Annotated in this window: 19 protein-coding genes; 3 read left to right on the top strand and 16 right to left on the bottom strand. The window is 58.1% G+C overall.

Going from position 1 to position 20361, the window contains the following annotated elements:
* The first annotated feature begins 26 nt into the window (after positions 1 to 26).
* Entirely contained in the window at positions 27 to 1133 is a 1107-nt protein-coding gene (locus ACWGXE_RS05785; RefSeq protein WP_447602049.1) for a DapH/DapD/GlmU-related protein, read from the top strand.
* A 6-nt stretch (positions 1134 to 1139) separates the two neighbouring features.
* Here the strand turns inward: ACWGXE_RS05785 and ACWGXE_RS05780 are convergent, their stop codons facing one another.
* From ACWGXE_RS05780 to ACWGXE_RS05735, 10 genes are all read right to left on the bottom strand, one after another.
* The gene (locus ACWGXE_RS05780; RefSeq protein ID WP_447602047.1) at positions 1140 to 1931 is read right to left on the bottom strand and encodes an ABC transporter permease; all 792 of its coding nucleotides are present in this window, start codon (positions 1929 to 1931) and stop codon (positions 1140 to 1142) included.
* Between the two features lie 61 nt (positions 1932 to 1992).
* Positions 1993 to 2721, bottom strand: coding sequence for an ABC transporter ATP-binding protein (locus ACWGXE_RS05775; RefSeq protein ID WP_447602045.1), 729 nt, complete (start codon positions 2719 to 2721; stop codon positions 1993 to 1995).
* Positions 2722 to 2733: 12 nt separating this feature from the next.
* The gene (locus ACWGXE_RS05770; RefSeq protein WP_447602043.1) at positions 2734 to 3441 is read right to left on the bottom strand and encodes a cytochrome c3 family protein; all 708 of its coding nucleotides are present in this window, start codon (positions 3439 to 3441) and stop codon (positions 2734 to 2736) included.
* Positions 3431 to 3940 carry a molybdopterin-guanine dinucleotide biosynthesis protein B gene (mobB, locus tag ACWGXE_RS05765; RefSeq protein ID WP_447602041.1) on the bottom strand — a complete coding sequence of 170 codons (510 nt, stop codon included), beginning with the start codon at positions 3938 to 3940 and terminating at the stop codon, positions 3431 to 3433. Before mobB ends, ACWGXE_RS05770 begins: the two co-directional genes overlap by 11 nt.
* 15 nt (positions 3941 to 3955) lie before the next feature.
* On the bottom strand, positions 3956 to 5254 hold the full coding sequence (locus ACWGXE_RS05760) for a molybdopterin molybdotransferase MoeA (RefSeq protein WP_447602040.1): 1299 nt from the start codon (positions 5252 to 5254) through the stop codon (positions 3956 to 3958).
* A gap of 13 nt (positions 5255 to 5267) precedes the next feature.
* On the bottom strand, positions 5268 to 6221 hold the full coding sequence (locus ACWGXE_RS05755) for a P-loop NTPase (protein ID WP_447602038.1): 954 nt from the start codon (positions 6219 to 6221) through the stop codon (positions 5268 to 5270).
* Between the two features lie 10 nt (positions 6222 to 6231).
* The gene (locus ACWGXE_RS05750) at positions 6232 to 6729 is read right to left on the bottom strand and encodes a MogA/MoaB family molybdenum cofactor biosynthesis protein (protein ID WP_447602036.1); all 498 of its coding nucleotides are present in this window, start codon (positions 6727 to 6729) and stop codon (positions 6232 to 6234) included.
* A gap of 12 nt (positions 6730 to 6741) precedes the next feature.
* Positions 6742 to 7698 carry a twin-arginine translocase subunit TatC gene (gene tatC / locus ACWGXE_RS05745; protein WP_447602034.1) on the bottom strand — a complete coding sequence of 319 codons (957 nt, stop codon included), beginning with the start codon at positions 7696 to 7698 and terminating at the stop codon, positions 6742 to 6744.
* Between the two features lie 82 nt (positions 7699 to 7780).
* Positions 7781 to 9301, bottom strand: a complete 1521-nt coding sequence (locus tag ACWGXE_RS05740) for a Do family serine endopeptidase (RefSeq protein ID WP_447602033.1) — start codon at positions 9299 to 9301, stop codon at positions 7781 to 7783.
* A 113-nt stretch (positions 9302 to 9414) separates the two neighbouring features.
* Positions 9415 to 10182, bottom strand: a complete 768-nt coding sequence (locus ACWGXE_RS05735; protein ID WP_447602031.1) for a hypothetical protein — start codon at positions 10180 to 10182, stop codon at positions 9415 to 9417.
* Positions 10183 to 10498: 316 nt separating this feature from the next.
* Between ACWGXE_RS05735 and ACWGXE_RS05730 the strand changes: the two genes are divergently transcribed.
* Positions 10499 to 11341, top strand: a complete 843-nt coding sequence (locus tag ACWGXE_RS05730; RefSeq protein ID WP_447602030.1) for a dolichyl-phosphate beta-glucosyltransferase — start codon at positions 10499 to 10501, stop codon at positions 11339 to 11341.
* Here ACWGXE_RS05730 and ACWGXE_RS05725 read toward each other — a convergent pair.
* Both ACWGXE_RS05725 and ACWGXE_RS05720 read right to left on the bottom strand, forming a co-directional pair.
* A complete protein-coding gene (locus ACWGXE_RS05725) occupies positions 11322 to 12857 on the bottom strand; it encodes a hypothetical protein (RefSeq protein ID WP_447602029.1) in 1536 nt (511 codons plus the stop codon). The genes ACWGXE_RS05730 and ACWGXE_RS05725 overlap by 20 nt on opposite strands.
* On the bottom strand, positions 12857 to 14638 hold the full coding sequence (locus ACWGXE_RS05720) for a carbamoyltransferase family protein (protein WP_447602027.1): 1782 nt from the start codon (positions 14636 to 14638) through the stop codon (positions 12857 to 12859). The genes ACWGXE_RS05725 and ACWGXE_RS05720 overlap by 1 nt, the downstream gene beginning before the upstream one ends.
* Positions 14639 to 14711: 73 nt before the next feature.
* Here ACWGXE_RS05720 and ACWGXE_RS05715 point away from each other — a divergent pair, with 73 nt between their 5' ends.
* Positions 14712 to 16568 (top strand): caspase family protein, encoded by a 1857-nt coding sequence (locus ACWGXE_RS05715; RefSeq protein ID WP_447602025.1) that lies wholly within the window; start codon positions 14712 to 14714, stop codon positions 16566 to 16568.
* A 354-nt stretch (positions 16569 to 16922) separates the two neighbouring features.
* Here ACWGXE_RS05715 and ACWGXE_RS05710 read toward each other — a convergent pair whose 3' ends face one another.
* The 4 genes from ACWGXE_RS05710 to ACWGXE_RS05695 form a co-directional block, all read right to left on the bottom strand.
* Positions 16923 to 17375, bottom strand: a complete 453-nt coding sequence (locus ACWGXE_RS05710) for a c-type cytochrome (protein ID WP_447602023.1) — start codon at positions 17373 to 17375, stop codon at positions 16923 to 16925.
* Positions 17376 to 17813: 438 nt separating this feature from the next.
* Entirely contained in the window at positions 17814 to 18737 is a 924-nt protein-coding gene (locus tag ACWGXE_RS05705) for a RodZ domain-containing protein (RefSeq protein WP_447602021.1), read from the bottom strand.
* 9 nt (positions 18738 to 18746) lie between these two features.
* Positions 18747 to 19415, bottom strand: coding sequence for a tetratricopeptide repeat protein (locus ACWGXE_RS05700; RefSeq protein ID WP_447602019.1), 669 nt, complete (start codon positions 19413 to 19415; stop codon positions 18747 to 18749).
* Between the two features lie 22 nt (positions 19416 to 19437).
* Positions 19438 to 20361 carry a PfkB family carbohydrate kinase gene (locus ACWGXE_RS05695; protein ID WP_447602017.1) on the bottom strand — a complete coding sequence of 308 codons (924 nt, stop codon included), beginning with the start codon at positions 20359 to 20361 and terminating at the stop codon, positions 19438 to 19440.

Here is a 20361-nt window from a genome sequence, read left to right as displayed (position 1 = left end):
GCCCCTTATGGCCAGCGGATGATGCAATGATGAATCGAATAGGGTTATTCATCTCAAGAATGAGTCAGGCGTGGAAAGAGGCGGGCTTGAGAGGCGCGTGGACTCTGGTCCGATCCCGATATGTCACTCGCCTTTACGAGATGTGGGCTCGCTGGTGGATGCAGCACGCCGGTTTGACGTGGTTCGGCCGGATAGCGACCCGGCTGGCCGTTTTCTTTCCGCTTCCCTATCAGGAATATTATGAGAAGCAAGGCCTAGCGGCTCTATCGGCCTTTGGATATGTCGATCCGGCCGTCACCATTCACCATGACGATGTGAAATTAGGGTCCAATGTCTTTATCGACCGTGACGTGGAATTCCAACAGGATACCGGCGGCGGCCGGATCAAGCTCGGTAATCGCGTATGGATCGGTTCCGAAAGTTTGATTAGGACAGGACAGGGCGGCGCCATCACCATCGGCTCTCTGACGTCGGTCGGAGTCCGTTGCGAATTGACGGCCTATGTGGCCGATATCCAGATCGGCTCGCATGTCATGATCGCCTCCAATTGCCGTTTTTTTTCCTACGATCATGGAATGGAGCCCGATGTCATCATGCAAGAACAGCAACTCAAGACCAAAGGGTCCATTGTTATTGAAGACGACGTCTGGTTGGGAACCGGGGCCATCATTCTGAGCGGTGTACGGATCGGAAAGGGCGCGGTCATTGGCGCGGGGTCGGTCGTGGTGAAACCGGTGCCGCCCGGCACAATAGCAGCCGGCAATCCGGCGCGCATTCTCAAGCGGCGGGGCGTGCATGAGCGGGATATCCTTGTAGACATCGAACACGACGCGCTGTTAGTCCGCGGCTTAGACGGGACCATTCGATTCTGGAACAAGGGCGCCGAGCATCTTTATGGATGGCAGTCACAGGATACGCTGGGGAAACGCTCGCACAACTTATTCCAAACGATCTTTCCTCAGCCACTGGAGAGTATCGAGGAGGAACTGGTCCACAAGGGCTATTGGGAGGGCGAGTTATTGCACATCCGTCGCGACGGTTCTCGCATGACGGTAAGGAGCCGATGGGAAATGCAATACGATGGCCATGATAGTTCCGGCACCGTCATCGAAATCAATACGGTCTATTCGTAAGCTCCTCTATTCCCCCACCCGCACCAGCGATCCCCGCTCCTTGCACACATTGTACGTATAGTGGAACCAGCCGACGACGGCGGCGAGATAGAGCAGATTAAGGCCTGAAGCGAAAGCCAGATTGGTCGCAGGGACCGCGTGAGTCGTTAGGACCGTCCGCATCCCTTCAAAGATATGCGCCGCCGGATTGATCCAGGCGATCACCTTCAGCCAGGCCGGCAGGACATCCATCGGATAGAAGACGCAGGAAATCGGCTGAAAGAGAAAGACCATGCTCCAAGCCAGCACCTCGGCTTCCTGGCCGAACCGCATGATTAAGGAGGTCGTCAGCACCCCGATGATCCAACCCGTCAGGACCAGGTTAATCACGAACGGCACGAGCCACATACCGATCGTAAAGACATTATAGGAATAGAACACCAGTGCACAGACCGACATGACGATTGAGACCGCCGTCACCTTGAAGAGACTCATCGCCATGGTAGCCGCCAAGAATTCGCTCGGTTTTAGCGGACTGGCGAAGAGGTTCATCAGATTGCGCGCCCATATCTCCTCCAGAAACGAAATCGTGATCCCCTGCTGCGAACGAAAGAGCACGTCCCAGAGGATCAAGGCTCCCAGGAAGAAGGTCACCGCGCCGGGGATCGAATCTTGGAATTTCATCAAATACATGGTGATGAAACCCCAAATAACCAGGTCAAGGAACGGCCAGTAGAAAATCTCCATCATGCGGGGCAGGCTCCGCCGGTATAGATAGAGATGTCGCGTCACAAGAGCGTTGATTCGATGCAGCTTCATTCTTTACGTTTTACCCTCCATTCAACCAGAAGGGCATGGGAACTGGACGCCAACATCACATTCATTGTTCTCTGGCCAGCTTCAAAAACACTTCCTCCAAATCAGCCTGTCCGAACCGCGTCACAATCTCCTGCGCCGTGCCCTCGGCCACGATCCGGCCCTTCTGCAAAAAGATGATGCGATCCGACATTTCTTCCATCTCGCGCATATTGTGCGACGTGTAGAGCATCGCCACGCCGCTTGCGCGCCGTTCTTCTTTAAGGAGCGCCCTAATTTTGTAGGCGATGTCCGGGTCCAGACTGGCCGTCGGTTCATCCAGGAATAAAATCTTCGGCTCGGTAAGAAAGGCTTTTGCCAAGGTCAGCCTGGTCATCTGTCCCGAAGACAGCTTCCTCGTGAGCTTGTGCCGGATGTCCTCCATTTCAAGCTTTTTCACGACATCATCGATGCGCTGCTGGACGGACGTCAATCCGTAGAGTCCTCCCACAACCTTGAGGTTCTCCTCGGCGGTCAGCGCATAGGGCATCGAAATATAGGTGGAGGAAAAATTGACCTGCTGGAGGATTTCCTCGCGATGAGTCGCCAGATCGCGGCCGAACATATGGATGGATCCGGATGTCGGAGTGACCAATCCCAGGAGCATCTGGATGGTCGTCGTTTTCCCCGCGCCGTTTGGGCCGAGCAAACCCAGGATTTCCCCGGAACGTATTTCAAATGACACGCCGTTGACGGCGGTAAATTCGCCGAACCGTTTGGTCAGATTGCGAACCTGTACGACGGGAAAAGCCATGACGATACCGAATCAAAAGGACAGAAAATCTTTCAATTTCTCGGGAAGGTGACAGGTCTCGCATTTCCGGCTGAGGGCCATCCCCTTGTGTTCAGCCTTATTGTCGTGACAGCGAAAACAATCCGCCATCGCCCTCGCCCGCAAAACCGAGCCTTCCGGATACTCGGGCGCCCAGGATTTGCTGTCCGCCGATACATGCCCCCTGGGAATCACGATTGGATATCCTTTGATGGGCTGATCGTGCACCACGCCGGCATGACATGTGGTGCACCCTTCGCCTTTGCCCCGCTCGCCGAAAGCCTCCATATGCTTGCGATGGCTCATGATCAATCCGACATCCTTGACGGGCGGCGGCAGATCCCGCACGGCGATTTCCGAGACCCGCAGAATATTCCGGTGACAACTTAGACAAACCGCAGAATCGACATGGGCTTGGAGATCATGGGACGGAGTCGGCGTGCCGAACAGTGAGATAGCAAGGTCCTTCGTACCGTTCCACGCCTTATCATGCAGCCACCCCTCGACGCCCGGCCGCACATGGCAACTGACGCACTCCACCTCTTTGTGCGTAGATTGAACCCAGCTCTCGTATGAGGGTCTGATGGTATGACAGCTGGCGCAAAATTTCGGATGGTTTGTGAGCGGAAGCGCCGCCCCTCCCAGAGCCACTGCGCCGGCGATAATCGCTCCGATCGCAATGGCCTGAGACCTACGCATCATCTCGGGAACGACGGGGGAAATGCCGCATGATTAAGGCGGCCACGGCCGGAATATCGTCCGGATCGAGCAAGGGAACCTTAGCCTCGACCGGCTTATTGGAGACGATGCCCAGTAATCCCTCCGTTGTGACGGGGACCTCGCCGATTTGATCCCGTACGACCACGATTTTCGGATATCCCTCGCTGCGCCAGCCCTCGGCGATGATCAAATCATAGGACCAGTCCACAAAACGATCGCGGACATCTTCCACATTCATATGGTCCGGCACGTCCGCAAACATCGCCAGGCTGCTTTTCGACACGATGATGACGCTGCTGGCGCCGGCCTGTTTATGCCGCCAACTGTCTTTCCCTTCGGTATCCAGATCAAACCCGTGCCCCGCATGCTTGACGGTCGCCACTTTGTATCCGGCTCGGACCAATTCAGGAATGACCCGTTCAATGAGGGTGGTCTTACCGCTATTGGATCGCCCGACAAAAGAAAGAATGGGCACTGGCATAGGTGACATCCTTGCTCAGCAACAAGATTGGCGATGCCCGGAGGAGGGTCGGTGGTCCGGATGACCGGTCCAAGCAGATCCGCTGAGGAGTTGCACGGTGACCGTGTCCCCTTCATGCACCTTGGCTGTTTCGACCGGAATGTCGATCAAGCAGTTGGCCTTCACCATCGACGTGAGGATTCCCGAGCCTTGGTCACCCGTCGTGCGAACTTTGAACACGCCGTCTTCCGCCCACAGGATACCTCGGAGAAAATGCCGGCGATCGGTGCGTTTGGAAAAATTCTCTTGAAATTGGGCTTGAACCAGCGGGCGCCCGTAACTGCGGTATCCGCCCATCTTCAGCATAGCCGGACGCACGAGTTGCTCGAACGTCACCATCGAAGAAACCGGGTTGCCGGGTAAGCCAAAGGCCAATTTGTCGTGGATTTTCCCGAATGCCAGGGGCTGTCCCGGGCGGATGGCGAGTTTCCAAAAATTCATGTCGGCCCCGAGATCCTTGAACACCGCCTTGGTGAAGTCATAGTCTCCCATCGAGACACCGCCGGACAACACCAGAATATCGGCGTTCAGCCCATGCGAGATTTTTTCCTTCAAGGCCGTGAGATTGTCCCGAGCGATCCCGAGCAGAATCGGAATGCCGCCCGCTTCCTGAACGGCCGCGGCGATTCCATAGCTGTTGGAATTGATGATCTTCTCCTCGCTGAAGCGTTCATCGAGATCGGCCAATTCATCACCGGTCGAAAGAATGGCGACCCGCGGGCGTTGGTACACCAGGACAAAAGACTTCGCCAGAATCGCCAACATGCCGGCTTCGCCCGGGCGAATCTGGGTCCCCTTGGCGATGATGCAATCGCCTTTCTTGACGTCTTCTCCTTGTGGCCTGATATTGGACGATCGCGGTTCGGCCTTGAACACCCGGACTGAATCGGGCTGGTGCTCCGTATCTTCGACCTTCAGCACGGTATCGGCGCCGTTTGGGATGGGCGCGCCGGTCATAATGCGGATCGCCTCTCCCGGTCCGACACTTCGCGTCGGCATTTTGCCGGCCGGCACGTCTTCGACGATTTTCAACGTCACGGGCTTGGCGATTGCCTGTTCCTGTTTGATGTCCTCCCAGCGGACCGCAAAGCCGTCCATCGCGCTATTATCCCAAGGCGGATTATCCCGCTCCGCAATAATATCTTCACCCAACACGCGGCCCAGCGTGTCCAGGATGGAAATCTTCTCCAAGCCAAGCGGATTCGCGGCATCGAGGACGACGCGTTGAGCCTCTTGGAGCGGAGTCAAGCCGGTTGTCGCATCTGCCGCCTTCACCGTCCGTCTCCCTTCAATGCTGATGGCGCGGCCCGACTTTCAGCAGTGACCCGCTCTTCTTGCAAAAGGCCTCAAGCTGATTCGCAATGTCGTGATACGCCTGTGCCGTCGCCGTATCTGAATTGAACAGCGCATACGGCTCGCCCGCATCGCTCTGCGTGACCACTTCGGGATCCAATGGAATTCTTCCTAAAAAGGGCACGCCCATATCCGCGGCCGAGGCTTCGCCTCCGCCCTTGCGGAATACGTCCACATGTTGATGGCAATGCGGGCATTCCAAGCCGCTCATATTTTCAACGATGCCCACGATGGGCACTTCGCTGTCCTTGCAAAATGTCACCGACTTGCGGGAATCGAGCAGAGCCACTTCCTGCGGCGTGGTGATAATGACGGCCCCGCTGACTTGTCCCAACAAGTCGATCGTCGTCACGGATTCATTGCCGGTCCCCGGAGGCAAATCCACCAGAAGAAAATTCAAATCCTGCCACTCCACGCCGCCGAGCAATTGATTGATGAATTCATATTTATAGGCGTCGCGCCAAATGATGGGATCGTCCGAATTCTGGAGTAAGAACGACATCGAGGCGATCTTGAGATTGTATGCCTGATGAGGAATGATGCCTCCCGAGGTACTGATCTTGAGCTTCTGCCCTTCTGCCCCCACCATCTTCGGAATATTGGGCCCATGGATATCCATGTCGCAAATTCCGACATGCCAGCCTTTCAAGGCAAGGCTTACGGCCAAATTGGTCGTGCAGGTGCTTTTCCCCACGCCACCCTTGTTGCTCATGATGAGCACCTTGTACTCGATCCGCTCCATCCGCTTGGCGACGAGCCACCGGCTATGGCCTTCTTTGTCCTTCTGGCAGGTCTCGTTCTCGTCACAGATCGCGCAGGCCCACATGTAGGTGCAGCTGTCGCCCTGTCCGGAACCGGGATGAGAAATGACGTTGAGTTCGCGAGGCATTTGGGTACTCCTATGGCTGAAGGTCACGGGCGGCGCTCATGCGTCCGCTGATTTTTTCAATGGTATGGTCGAGAATCGGCGCCAGCACGGCCAAATTATCCTTTACCCCGCGCGGGCTGCCCGGCAAATTCACGATCAATGTCTTCCCTCTGATCCCCGCCGTCCCGCGGGACAACATGGCGGTCCGCATTTTCTTGAGGCTCTCCTGGCGCATCGCTTCCCCGATCCCGGGAATTTCCTTTTCGATGACTTCCCTGGTCGCTTCCGGTGTCCAGTCGGTGGGCCTGACGCCGGTCCCTCCGACAGTTAACACCATATCAGGCCCCTGTGCATCACAGAGTTGCTCCAACCCGCTCCGAATCGCAGCCCGGTCATCCGGCACACAGACATACCCGACGATTCTCCCCGGCAATTCCTTCACCGCCTGCTCCAGGCCCGCACGGCCCGCGTCCGGTTCACGCCCCGATACGATCTTGCTGCTGACCACGAGCACCGCCACGTCCACCATAATACGCCGCGTTTACCGCCGGCGGCCGGACGACCCGGTAATCCCCACATACTCGCTTTCGCCGGCCAGCGCCGTCTGAGGAACAGTGGGTCCCACAGGCGACGGAGAAGCTTTACCGCCGTCCGCCTTGAGGTCTTCCGCCTTCTCTTTCGACTCCTTCGCCTTTTTGTTGAAGATTCCGGCGCTGATGATGCCGACCTCATAAAAAACGTACATCGGCAGAGCCATCAGACATTGATTGAACGGATCCGGCGTCGGCGTCAGGATCGCGGCAAAGATGAATGCCGTGAGAAAGGCCCATTTCCGATAGCGCTTCAGTAAGGGAGCGTCCACCCAGCCCAGTTTGGCCAACAGCGTGATGGCCAGGGGAACTTCGAAAATCAGGCCGAAAACCAAGAGAAACCACAGGGCAAATCCGACGTATTGCGCGATTGACAGTTGCGGAATGAACCCCGCGTTGACGCCGTACGAGATCAAAAAATTCAGCGCGAACGGCAGCACGAAAAAGAAAGAAAACGACAGGCCCAAATAAAATGCGAGCGTGCTCAGGATCACAAACGGGCCCACGAAACGCCGTTCCTGCGAATGCAGGCCGGGCACGACGAACTGCCAAGTTTCCCATAGGATGTACGGAGTCGCGAACACCAGGGCAAAGAGACCGGCGACCTTGACGTTCTGCCAGAGGGCTTCAGCCGGGGCGAGAAAGACGAAGGGAACGGTCGGCAGATCCGTCGGGACCCATGTGAGGGAACCCGGCACGAACATATTCTGAAGCGGAACACGGATCCATTTGACCAACAGGTCGGCATAAAAAAACGTGCCGACGAACACGATGGCCGTCACGATTACCGCGCGTGTCAGCCGGACCTGGAGCTCCACCAGGTGCTCCATGACCGGCATTTTTTTATCTTCGAGCGGCTTGAAGATCGTGTCTTGCAGCCACTCTTGCAGTTTGAACCCGTCAGCCATGAACTACCGGAATTGTTTCATGTCATGATTTGGGATTGAACCATTGCTACAATGATCCAATCCTCAAATCAGACAGTAGTTGTTACTTCGGATTCACGGCCACGAAGAGGTTGTTCCCCTGCCGGCTCAACAGAAGCACAACCATTTCGTCCTTTTTCACCTTGGCTGACGCCTTCTGATAATCCTCCAGACTCTTGACCACCTCGTGATTGATTTCCTGAATGACATCTCCACGTTGGAGACCCGCCGACTCGGCCGAACTTCCCGATTCCACCGAACTCACCACCACTCCGGTCGTCTTAGCGGGAAGATTGAGCTGGCTCATCATCGCTGCGTCCAAGGTCTGGACACGGAGCGACGCGAGGACGTTGTCCGGCGGCTTGACGGTTTCGGTCGGCCCGCTTGGCGCCGGCTCCCGCTTAGCCAAGACTTCGTCCGACGGCCGTTCCGCTACTTTAATCTTCAGGCTCTGCTCCTTGCCGTCCCGGAGGATCTTGATATCGGCTTCTTTCCCGACGGTAGTCCGCGCGACGAGGTTTCGGAGCTGGCTCACGCTTTGAACCTCTTTACCGTTGAACGCCACCACGACATCACCGCGCTTCATACCGGCGGCATACGACGGGCCGTTTTCATTGACATCGCTGATTAACACACCCTTCCGCTGCTCGGGCAACTTGAACGATTTGGCGAGCGCCGGCGTGATTTCCTGGATCGCCACTCCCATCCAACCCCGGACGACCTTTCCGGTCTTAGTCAGGCTTTCCACGATATCCAGGGCGATGCTGCTGGGGATCGCAAAGCCGATTCCCTCTGAGCCTCCGGTTCTCGAGAAAATGGCGGTATTGATGCCGATCAGCTTGCCTTGCATATTGACCAGCGCACCGCCGGAGTTGCCCGGATTGATCGCTGCATCGGTCTGGATAAAATCTTCATAGTCGGCGATCCCGACATTGCCGCGACCTAACGCGCTGATAATGCCGAGCGTCACCGTTGAACTGAGTCCGAATGGGCTGCCCACCGCCAGCACCATATCCCCAACCTGGAGTTCGTCATAGTCGGCCCACTTGAGGGCGGTCAAATCCTTCGCTTCAATTTTAATGACCGCCAAATCGGTCTTGGGATCGGCTCCAATCACTTTGGCGGAAAATTCCCGGCGATCGGACAGGGTGACGGTAATCTGCGACGCACCCTCCACAACGTGATTGTTGGTGACAATATAGCCACTTGGATCAAGGATCACACCCGACCCGGCGCTCTGTTCGGGACGATGCGGACCGCCTCCGGGTGGACCAGGTGCGCCTGGAGGTCCAGGCGGCTCCATGCCGGGCGGTTCTTCACCGGGAGGTCCTCCGGGAGGCGCTCCGAATGGTCCCGGCGGAAGCGGCCGCCGGCCCTCCCGGCGTCCCTCGCCTCCGCCGGTCACGGCAATGTTCACGACAGCCGGATTGACGGCTTTGACAATTTCAGAAAACCCTTGCGCCAGAGAGGGAGGAACTCCCGCTGCTTCAACGCTCGGCCCGACCGACAACGTCACCCCGAGGACCGTCGCCGTGGCAAGAAAGATGGCTGCAAGGGCAAGGATACCGCGCTGACGTCTGTGCATGTTCTCTCCTCCGGAAGCTGAAAATTGAAGATTCCCGAAGATCTTCGTCCGTTGAACACGTCATTCTACACTAATCATCGAATACCCTTCAAAGAGGAAAAATGGACATACGGTCATGGTTGCATGCCGGCGATCTCGAGCTGCCGTTTGTCAATCCAGACTTGCTGCACGTTCAACACCAGACGTTTCGCGGCTTCCCTCATAGAGACCAGCCGCAATGTAATCGGCGCCCCCTCATAGGTCGGCGGCCAGATGCGCCGTTCCGGATCTTGAGGCCGCAAATATATGACGGGATACCATTGATTGATGCCGGGAGCGGTGGGGCTGTCCAACGTGGCCCAGGCGCGTCCCTCCGCCTGCAACACGACTTGTCCCGTGGCCACGTCCAAAAGCGCGGCTTCGGCCAGAGACCAATTGTCCAGCCGGAAGCCTGGTTGCCGGTGTGTGGTCCACCCAAGAAAGAGGGAAACCGGATATTGCTGTTCCTCACTCGAGAGAATGGTAATCAATAGGTACTGCACCCCCTGTTGTTTGCCGAACGCAATCAAATCCGGCAGACCGCTGCCGGGCGTCAACTGGGCGGACGGGATGACTTTGTCGATGACAAGCGGGTACCTGCCATTGATCTCGTTCCTGATCTGCTCCGCAATGCGGACATGCGCCTCGTCGGGCAAGGCCGGAACCGCATCCGGCCCGGATCTATCTTCAATCACAATCAGTGAAGCGCGTATCGGACGCTCCGCGGGAAGCGGAAGCGGCGATGACGTGACTGCTGACCGCCCCAGATACTGCTCCAGCCGATTGGGCGGGTGGTTGGATGCGCAACCGGACAACAATCCGAACGACGCGGCCAGACTGAGAAAGAGTCCCATCCAGTTCATGGCACACCTCCCTGCGATCGCCTGCCATCCGACGGAGTTTCCTCGAGAAGGACCGTCAAATCTTTGGCAACTGACCTGACCGGTGTTGAAGCAAGTGGCACGGTGAAAGAACAACGACATGAGGTGACTTCTCCGAAAGGAAATGAAGGAACCATCGGATCATCACAGCATACGATCGCCTCCGTACTGTAAAGCTGTCAAGACCTGCGATCAGAACTTGCTTTCCAATTGAAAGTGGGCTAGGTTCCGCTCGGAGCCTCCAGAGACAATGGACCGGACGAAACGAGTTGACTGCGTCCAACCGGAGTCGCCATCCGTGAAACGGTTCAGTCATAGCTGGCCCGATCTTTCCGTTATCATTCCCGCATATAATGAAGTCCTTCGCCTTCCCTCTTTTCTCCAATCTTCCGTCGCCTATCTGGTCGGCCGTCGCCTGCCGTACGAGATCATCGTGGTGGATGACGGCAGCCGGGATAACACGGCTGAACTCGTCGGGGCGCTGGCCTGCAAACTGCCTCACCTCCGATTGATCCGATCCGCCCGCAATGCCGGGAAGGGGGCGGCAATCCGGCTGGGCATGCAGGCGGCACAAGGCCGCCTGCAATTGTTTGCCGATGCGGATGGCGCCACCCCGATTGAGGAGTTCGAACGGCTGGAACAGGCAATGACCCAAGGAGCCGACATTGCGATCGGCTCGCGTACCTTGGCGTCGCGGGACAGCCGGTACACTGTGCATGCTCGCCTTCACCGCAGTATCCTCGGCTACCTGTTCAACGCGGTGGTCCAACGGATGGGGCTGCGCGGGATTCAGGACACCCAATGCGGGTTTAAGCTCTTTCGAAAGCCGGTGGCTCAGGACCTGTTCTCCTTGGCGACTGTAAACGGATATGGGCTTGATCTGGAACTGCTCTACCTCGCGACACGTCGGGGCTATCGCATCGCCGAGGTGCCGATCAACTGGTTCGACCAGCCCGGTTCGAAAGTCCACCCTTTTCGCGACGGGATAGCCATGCTCTGTAGTCTCCTATCGATCCGGCGGCGCCACGGCCGTGGCCTCTACGGGTCCTCTCACCGTTCTCCAGGAGCCGATCCTCAATCCGATCGAGCGGACCTCGCTCCAATAGTCTCACCCAACCGCATCAAGGACGCCACCGCATGATTACGACTTTGCCGTCCGCGTAGATTTCTTGCCAAGCTGATGCTTCGGCGAGGCTCCTCGCGAGGATCGAATCCCGTTGGACCAGTCCCCAATCGACGCCGTACTTCTCCAAGAGTTCGAGCGCCGGGCGTCCCCCCCTATTGATGATCAAATAGTCGTGGAAGATGGCGCGGTCGCCGATCCGCCAAGCCGGCATACGGCCGTCGATGAAGATTTTCTCGTCCGGTAGCCACCAAAGGAGAAATCCGCCGTAACCGTAATCGTTGTAGAGCCGCCGTCCAGCTTCATCCCGATGGGCCTTGATCCATTCCACAGCTTCAATCGGATATTCTGTCCGTCTGAAGTACTCTGCCGGCTCCGTCCCCGCTGAAACCAGGTGTTGGAGATGACCTCCATCGAGTGAGACAAGAAGGCATGCGACGGTCACGGTCATTCCAAAGGCCATCATGGCCCTCCGGCCAGGCGGCAAGAGCCGGAAAATCCATAGGCGGCAACGTTGAAACATATCCGCTATCAACGGGACGGCCACGATCAGGAAAATCGTCACGTTCCGCCAGTGCCACAGTGACCACACCAGCGTAACGGCGAGCAGAGCCCATTGAATCGGTTCGATTCGACGATACCAGGCCATCACCAGACCGGCGACGGTGATGAGATAAATCAAAAACGCCGTTCCCGCCCATCCTTCAAACGACACGGCCTGCCACTCTCGCAACTGCTCCAGCATGAGCCGATCGGTCAGTGACTCGTAAATCTCCCGGTGCAACAGCCATCCATAAGGATTGATCAGAGTCACCGCGCAGGACAGGACAAAGGAGCAGGCGAGCGATGCAATCCGGTTTCCGGACAGGAGCGGTTCATCCGACCGACAGAACCTGGGCCATCGCCGGCCGACGACGCGCAGGATCGCGTTGCCGCCCAGGATCAGACCCAAAAGAAACAATCCGGCGGTAAATCCGCCGTGTAAGTTCGCCCATATGAGGAACAACGGCGGATAGAACCAGATAAACGCTTCCTTCCCCCGCACAATATGATGATAGAGCAACAGTACGATGGCAATCCCCGCCAGACTGACCAGTTGGGTCCGCGCCCCCAAGTACGGCAGGGCAACCCAGAGACTCACCATGATCGCCGCTAACCGCGAGGTCCGCGGCGCCTCCGCGCGGGCGGCGCTGATCACAAACGCCGCGATCGCCAGTCCGGCAAAGAACATCATGATTCCCAACGCACCGATCGTTCCGAGGCCTCGGTAGACGAGGGCAAGAATCGCATCGGTCAGCCATGCGTGCTCGACCCACCGCCAGTCCGGCATGGTATGGGAATAGGGGTCCTGTGCCGGAAGGGTGCCGCCGCGATCGACAAAATCCAGTCCGGCCCGCAAGTGCCATCCGAAGTCCGGTTCCACCAACGGCTGCAGCGTGAGATTGACGATGAAAATGATCAACAGAAGGTCGAGAGCAGAAGGAGAATCGGTTTCCCGGCGGGGAACCGATATGTCGGCAGCGTCAGCGCGCATCACTCATGGCTCTGTCCCTCTTGCGGCCTCGAGACAAGCAAATTACCCAGCACCAACCAATCGACTTGGGTGCGGAGGAAACACCGCACCGCCTCGTCGGGTGAACAGACGATCGGCTCCTGAACATTGAACGAGGTATTCAACAGCACCGGTGCCCCGGTTCTAGCCCCAAAGGCGTTCAATAATCGATGAAATTTCGGATTGACCGCCTGCGCAACCGTTTGCACTCGAGCGGTGCCGTCAATATGGGTCACGGCGGGAAGAAGTCCTTTGGCCGAAGCGCGCACCGAGGCCGTGCATGCCATGAACGGCGATTCCGCCGTGAGGTCGAAGTATTCCTGTGCCCGTTCCTCGGTTACGGACGGCGCAAAGGGGCGAAAGGGTTCCCGCAGTTTGACCTTGGTGTTGATGATCGCCCGCATGTCTTCCCTCCGCGGGTCCGCGAGCAGACTCCTGTTACCCAACGCGCGCGGCCCCCATTCCATGCGGCCTTGGAACCAGAACACGAGCCGGCCGGCGGCCAATTCTTCTGCGACCTGTTCGCACAGCGCCGCGTCCTCCAGCCTGCGGGCCGTCAGCCCGGCACGGTCAACGGCCCGGCGACAATCCGCTTCGCTGAACTCCGGACCCCAATAGGCATGGCGCATCACTCGGCGCTCCGGCAAATCCCCTCGGCGCGACGCAAGCAGCAAGGCGGCGCCCAGCGCGGCGCCGGAATCGCCGGCCGCCGGCTGAATGAATACATGCCGAAATCCAAGCTCATCACGCAACCGACGATTGGCCACGCAGTTGTACGCTACCCCGCCCGCCAAACAAAGGGAATCCGCGTCGGTCAGCGTCCGCAAATGGCGGCCTAGATGAAGCAGGGTCTCTTCCAGCACCAGCTGGGCGCTCGCCGCCACGTCACGATGCCGCTGCGTCAGTTCATCGGCCGGAGCGCGGCGCCCGCCGAACAAGCCGATGAATTCGCGTGGAAAGAATCCGACCCTGGCAAGATGGAAATCGCACAGCGTGGTGTTGAGTTCAAACCGCCCCGCCGGCATCAACCGAAGCACATGCCGCCGAAGAAGATCGGCATAGACCGGCTTTCCGTACGCCGCCAACCCCATGACGATATATTCATCGTGATCAGGCTTGAAACCAAGAAAGGCCGTGATCGAGGCGTAGAACTGCCCCAACGAATGCGGGAGCGGCGTGCGCTGGAGCACCGTCAATTCCTGATCGTGGCCCATGGCCATCATCGTGGTATCGGCTTCGGACGCGCCGTCCACCACCAGGATCGCGGCCCGCTCGAACGGCGAGACCAAGAACGCGCTGGCGGCGTGGCAGAGATGATGATCGAGAAAAACCGGCCGCGGGCCGGCGCTGTCCATGCGGCGCCGAATCTCTCGGCGCAGGAACAGCAGCTCCTTCCACTCCTGCCCGAGCCGCTCCACGCTCCGGCGGCCTTTCACGAGGCAGAGGCGCGGCGAGCGAACCATCGACCCGACCGCCAGTCTCGCGCGCCTACCGACAACCCAATATTTCCAAGGAACCGCGAGCGCGTGCACCTGATCCAAGGAGACACCGGCCTGGCGTAGACAATAACGCATGGCCTGGACCGGCAACGCCGTCACGTGCCGCTGGCGGACGAATCGCTCTTCTTCCGCTGCGGCGACTATGCGGCCGTTTTCCATGAGCGCCGCGGCAGCATCCCGCATGTTGGAAAGACCGAGCACTAACATGCGGCGTAGAATAGATGAGCTTCCGCCGGCTGGCAAGATTGCCGGCGCCGGTTGCATTCTCATCCTGATTCCGGTACGGTGCCTTCCCCAAGTGCCGACCCGCATTCGATCCATCTGAACGAACCACCGCATGACCCGATCAGCCGAAACCTCGCTCTCCTTCTTACTCTTGGCCGGGCTCTTGGCAGCGACGGTTGCCGTTGGATGCACCAAGCGGGTAGACCTGCCGGATATGGGCCAGCCATTGCCCTACAGCGTAAAGCTCGAACTGGCTCCGTCCGTGACCGACGCCAAGTTCGAGTACATGGACAACTGCGGGCATTTCCGCCCTATCCGGGTAGGTGCGGATCTCGAAGAAGTCCTAATCGAAGCCGCGCATCGATTATTCACCAGGGTCGATATCGGCACCGCGGTAACACAGGGGCCGCCGACCGATCTGGTGATCCGTATTGACCTTGTCGACTCGGCCTTTCAGATTCATATGGATAACCAGTACGATCGGCCCCCGGCTGAGGTGCGGTTCAGCGGGGTCGAAAAAATTTACGATGCCACAGGAAAACTGCTGCGCGAACCTGAAATTCAAGTGAGCCGGCGGGAACGGGTGCGGATTGAGCCGATGCAGAGGAATTGCGAGTACATTTTGGATCCGTTCCTGCCGAACGCCATGACGGAGTTTGCACTGCGGTTCGCGGCTGAGACACGAAGCACATTGGTTCCGTCGGATCAGGCCGTGTCTCCGGCTCAGGCCGCTCCACCAGTGTCGGCGGCGAGCCCCGTTCCCGCTCCGGCGACGACGGCCGACAGGTCGCCTCTGCCGAGCGGATTATCTTTCAAGGCAACAGTGCTTGATGAAAACAGCGATCTGGTGTTCGAGGGCGGCGAGCGACTGCGTGTCCATCTGGATATCGTGAACGGTGGCACCCAGGCTTTTTCCAACGTGTCGGCGTCTCTCACGGGACATGAGATGCTCCTCGCCCAATTTCCCGCCACCACATTGCCGGTCGGCAGGCTCGAGCCGGGAGAGTCCAAATCATTGGATTTTGTCGCCACCCTGCCGCAGTCGATCCGGGCGCAACAAGCCGAGTTAAAGGTGACCGTCGTAGACGGGACGACCCGAGCGGCATCGCCGGAACAGAATCTGCCGGTCACATTACGCTCAACCGGCCTTGTCCTGGGCGACGTCGACGACGTTCCCGCGGCGTCCGCATTCCGGCAACCTCACAATTATGTGATCTCGGTCGGCCTGAGCGCCTACCGGGATCAGGGGCTGCCGGCGCGGAAGTACGCGTCCCAGGATGCGGAGATGATGGCGACTTACTTTAAGTCGTTAGGAGGCGTCCCGGCGTCGAACATCCGGGTCCTGCAGGATTCGAAAGCGCTGCGACCGGACATCGAGGAAGCGTTGCTCGATTGGCTGCCGTCGCGTGTCACCAGGGATTCCACCGTGATGTTTTATTTTGCAGGACAGGCGTTAGTCACACCGACGGGAGACACATTTCTCATTCCCTATGAAGGCAGTCTGACCGCAACGACCCGATTGTATTCACTAAAAGATCTGGAGGCTGCCCTCACGCGACTCAAGGTCAGACAGACATTGTTTATTTTCGATGGATCGGTGCTCAAACCAGAGGCGGACCGTCAAGGTAAAAGTCCGTCCCCGCAGTGGCAGGTCTCAAACGGATCGCTTATCCGCCTGATCGGGACAACCGGAACGGGCAAGAGTTTTGAGTCCGACAAACTGCGCCATGGCATCTACACCTACTATCTCCTGCGGGGACTCCGAGGTGAAGCGGATACCGACCGCAACGGGGAGGTCACGATCAGGGAGTTGACCCTCTATGTGAACGATAAGGTCCTTCCCGCCGCACGTGCCTCGTTTCATCAAGACCAACGTCCTCAAGTCATTCCTGCGCTGCGCGCCGGCGATCGATCCGCCGACACGGTGCTGACCAAGCCGCCGATCCGTGCCGCAACGAGCCTTCCATAGATATTGAGAGGGTTATTTCACCCGCGCAGCTTTTTTTACCCTCCACAGCGCACCGGCTGCTCCGCAGCCGATTACCCGAGACGCCGCCTTTTCCAATCTCACCCGCCCACCGCGGCAGCGCCGAGACGCTGCCTTTTCCAATCTCACCCACCCACCCCGGCAGCGCCGAGACGCTGCCTTTTCCAATCTCACCCACCCACCCCGGCAGCGCCGAGACGCTGCCTTTTCCCAATCTCACCCATCCACCCCGCGCACGGCGAGCCGTGCTCATTCCCGACGCGGCGCAAAAAAGAAGGGGCGGAGAGGATTTCCTCTCCGCCCCTTCGCGTTACTGACCCTCAGATGGGAAGTGGTCTATTCCTCCCCGCCCTTGCAGAAGCTCCGCTCATAATTGATGATGGTCCAAGCTTCCTCTTCCGTGATTGCGGCGGGAATCAAGGACACCATACCCGTGCCAGGGCTGCCGTTCTTGATGACCCAGAACAGTTCCCCGTCTTTCCGCTTCTTGTGGAACTTGCAATTGGTGAAGTTGCGCGGGCTCGGATTTAGAATTGCGCCGGCAGGTCCGTCGCCTTTGCCCTCTTTTCCGTGACAGTTAAAGCAGGTGCCTTTGCCCTCGTACAAGGCCTTGCCTTTGGCAATACTCTCCGGGGTCGAAGCTACCGGATTTTTCATCGCCTTGGCATCTGAAATCTGGTCGGGAGCAACGCGAGGCTTGAGCGGGTCGCGCTCTTCGGCTCCAACCACCGTCGCAGACAACAACATGAGGGCCGCTGCAACTCCCAAAGACTTAGAAAGATACCCCATCACCACTCCTCCTTTGTGTTGAACCCACTGCGTGAACAAAAAATATGACGGCTGACGGATGTCCGATGGCCAAAAAAATTTCCGAACAGAGCGAACAAAACGCGCGAACTATAGCAATCACTTTTCAACTTTGTCAAGGGAACACGCTCACTTCACTGCTGTAGACGCTCCGGAATATCCTGCGAAGCCGACTCGTAATGCTCTCTTCTACAACTGCTTCTCTCAAACCTCGTGCCAGCGGCCTCGAGTCTCTCTCATTTTTATTTTCCAAATAGTTACCGACGCTGATGATGTCTTCACATGTCACCGACCGATAAACAGCGACACCTTTGCGCCCCAATCTTTCCATACTCGCCACAAGAAGAACAATGCCGTAGGAACCGAGGGACCGGCTGATGAGGATGAGGAGAATGAACGGCGGGAAAGCTAGAGAAAAGGTCAGCGCTTCAGCACCACATCTCGCACCACCTTGCCGCTCGGGCCGAAGGGTCGTTGCGGCTTGCCGTTGAGCTCCGCACGGACTCCGCCCGCATTGCCCAACGTCACCATGAACTGGTCCTGAGCTTTCCACTGCGCTCGTTGTCCCGGTCGCAAAAGGGTCTCTTGTGGGCTGCCTGCATCGATTTGCACGACGACCCAGCTCAATTCAGTGGCTTCCAAGTCAAGCACGAGCGGCTCATCGGAATTGACCGGCCCATCGACGGACAATCCCGCCAGGGGACCCTCTGATAAGCCGGCGGCAGGAATAGCCGGAGCAGATGTCGAGTCAGCGGGACGGGGCGCTTGCGGGGTGGGGACCGGCGGCGCCTTCTCGGCCGGTGGCTTCATCGCGATCGGAGGCGGGTCCGGCAGTTTGCTTGTGGCCGACGTTTGTGGATTCTCCGGCTCGGACCGCGGCTGGAGACCTTGGCTTTCCTTTATCGGCTGGGTCCTTTTACTCGCCGAAGGCGTGTCCGGTGCGGATCGGCGGACGACGACAGAAGACTGTTCGCGGCTCAAGAGAAAGATCAACGTCAGCACGGCGACCATAATGGCGATCGTCACCGCTTTGCGATTAGCGCGGCGCCGCCGGTCCTCCTCCATCTGCCGTTGCCGTAGCCGTTCCCGCTCCCCCTGCTTGTCGTAGAAAGAGCCGGCCGACTCTGCGAATCGATGAATGGCATCGTCCTCATCCAATCCGAGCGACCGCGCATAGGAGCGGACAAAGCCGCGCGCAAACACCTGATCAGGGAGTTTGGCAAAATTCCCGTCTTCGAGCGCTTTAACAAAATCGGACCGGATCCTCGTCTTCGACGCAACCTCGTCGATCGTCAGCCCCTTGGTCTCCCGCACTTGTCGAAAAAATTCGCCGACTGATTCCATACATCCTGCCTAAGGTTTGATTCGAGCGAGCAATTCTTTGGCCGCGGCTGCATACTCGCCGTCTTTATCGAGCGTTGACACCTTCATGAGCGCCTCGCGAGCCCGCACGTCGAAGCCGAGCTGATGATACACGCGCCCCAGTTCCAGTTGAAGCCGGGCCTGGGGAATATTGGGAGGATTCACCGTCAGCGCATCTTCCAAGACTTCCATGGCTTCTTGCGGATCCCCTTCGTGAAGCAAGGCGCGGCCCAAATGAAATCGCGCTAAATCCGGCGTCGCGTACAGCGGATTGTTGAGCGCGCGACGAAACGACGCAATCGCGTCCTTCCACTCTTCCTGGTTGGCAAGGACCTGTCCAAGATAGGTATGGGCTTCGGAATAATCAGGATCAATTCGAATAGCCTGCCGGAATTCGTCTTCGGCCTGCTTGAATTTGCCCTGGGTCGCATACACATGCCCGAGCCCGTAGTGCGCCTCTTTATTGTCCGGGTTCAGCTTGACGGCCTTCTGAAAGGAAACATACGCCTGTTGCTGATCCGTCCCGAGCCGTGCCAATCCCTCTTGATAATAGCCTTTGGACTTGCGGACATTTTCCTCGCTGGCGCAACCAACCGCCAGCATAAGGACCGGCACGAGACCCCAAAAGACTGGGGAGAGTATGGTCGCTCGCCCCAGCATGCTCCGGCCGCCGCCTGTCAGGTTACTCGCGCCCGCTGATGTCTTCAAAGTGGGTCAATTGCTTAAATGAGCGGAATCGCTCTTCTATTTCTTTGTAATCCAGGATCTTCAAACGGTCAAGACTAAAGGCTTCAACGGTAAAGGACGCCATGACGCTGCCGAAGATGATGGCCTGGCGAATCGCCTCCGGCGATCGATTGCCCGTGGCCGCCAGATACCCGAGAAACCCTCCTGCAAAGGTATCGCCGGCTCCGGTCGGATCTCTGACTTCCTCCAGCGGATAGGCGGGCGCGCCGAACACCTGTTTGTCGTTGAACAACAAGACGCCGTATTCTCCGCGTTTGATGATCAGATGTTTCGGGCCCCGAGCAAGGATTGTGCGGGCCACCTTGACGAGATTCGGATCACCGCCCAATGCCCGCGCTTCGCCGTCGTTGATCAACAACACATCGATTCGTTCCAGCACCTTCCACAATGCGTCTTGCTTGCCGTTGATCCAGAAATTCATGGTATCGCAGGCGACAAGCGCCGGCCGTTTCACCTGGTTGAGCACGTCCAACTGTAACTCAGGATCGATATTGCCGAGAAACAACACTTCCGGCGCGCGATACTGCTCGGGAATGCTCGGCCGGAATGTCTCAAATACGTTCAGTCTGGTGTCCAGCGTGCGCGCTTCATTGAGCTGATGCGAATACTCGCCTTTCCACCGAAAGGTCGCCCCGGGACGGCGTTCGAGCCCCGTCAGATCGACTCCGCGGCTCTGGAGAAATTTCACATGCCGGTCCGGAAAATCCTCTCCGACGACCGCGATCAAATCGACGCTCGTAAAGTAGCTGGCGGCCGTGGAAAAATATGTAGCGGACCCGCCCAGCACTTCCTCCACCTCCCCGAAGGGAGTTTTCACCGTATCTAGCGCGACCGATCCCACGACCAATAACTTGCCCAT

Source organism: Nitrospira sp. Nam80 (assembly GCF_965152575.1).
The sequence above is the reverse complement of the archived record's forward strand: the minus strand, read 5'-3'. Positions and strand labels throughout refer to the sequence as shown.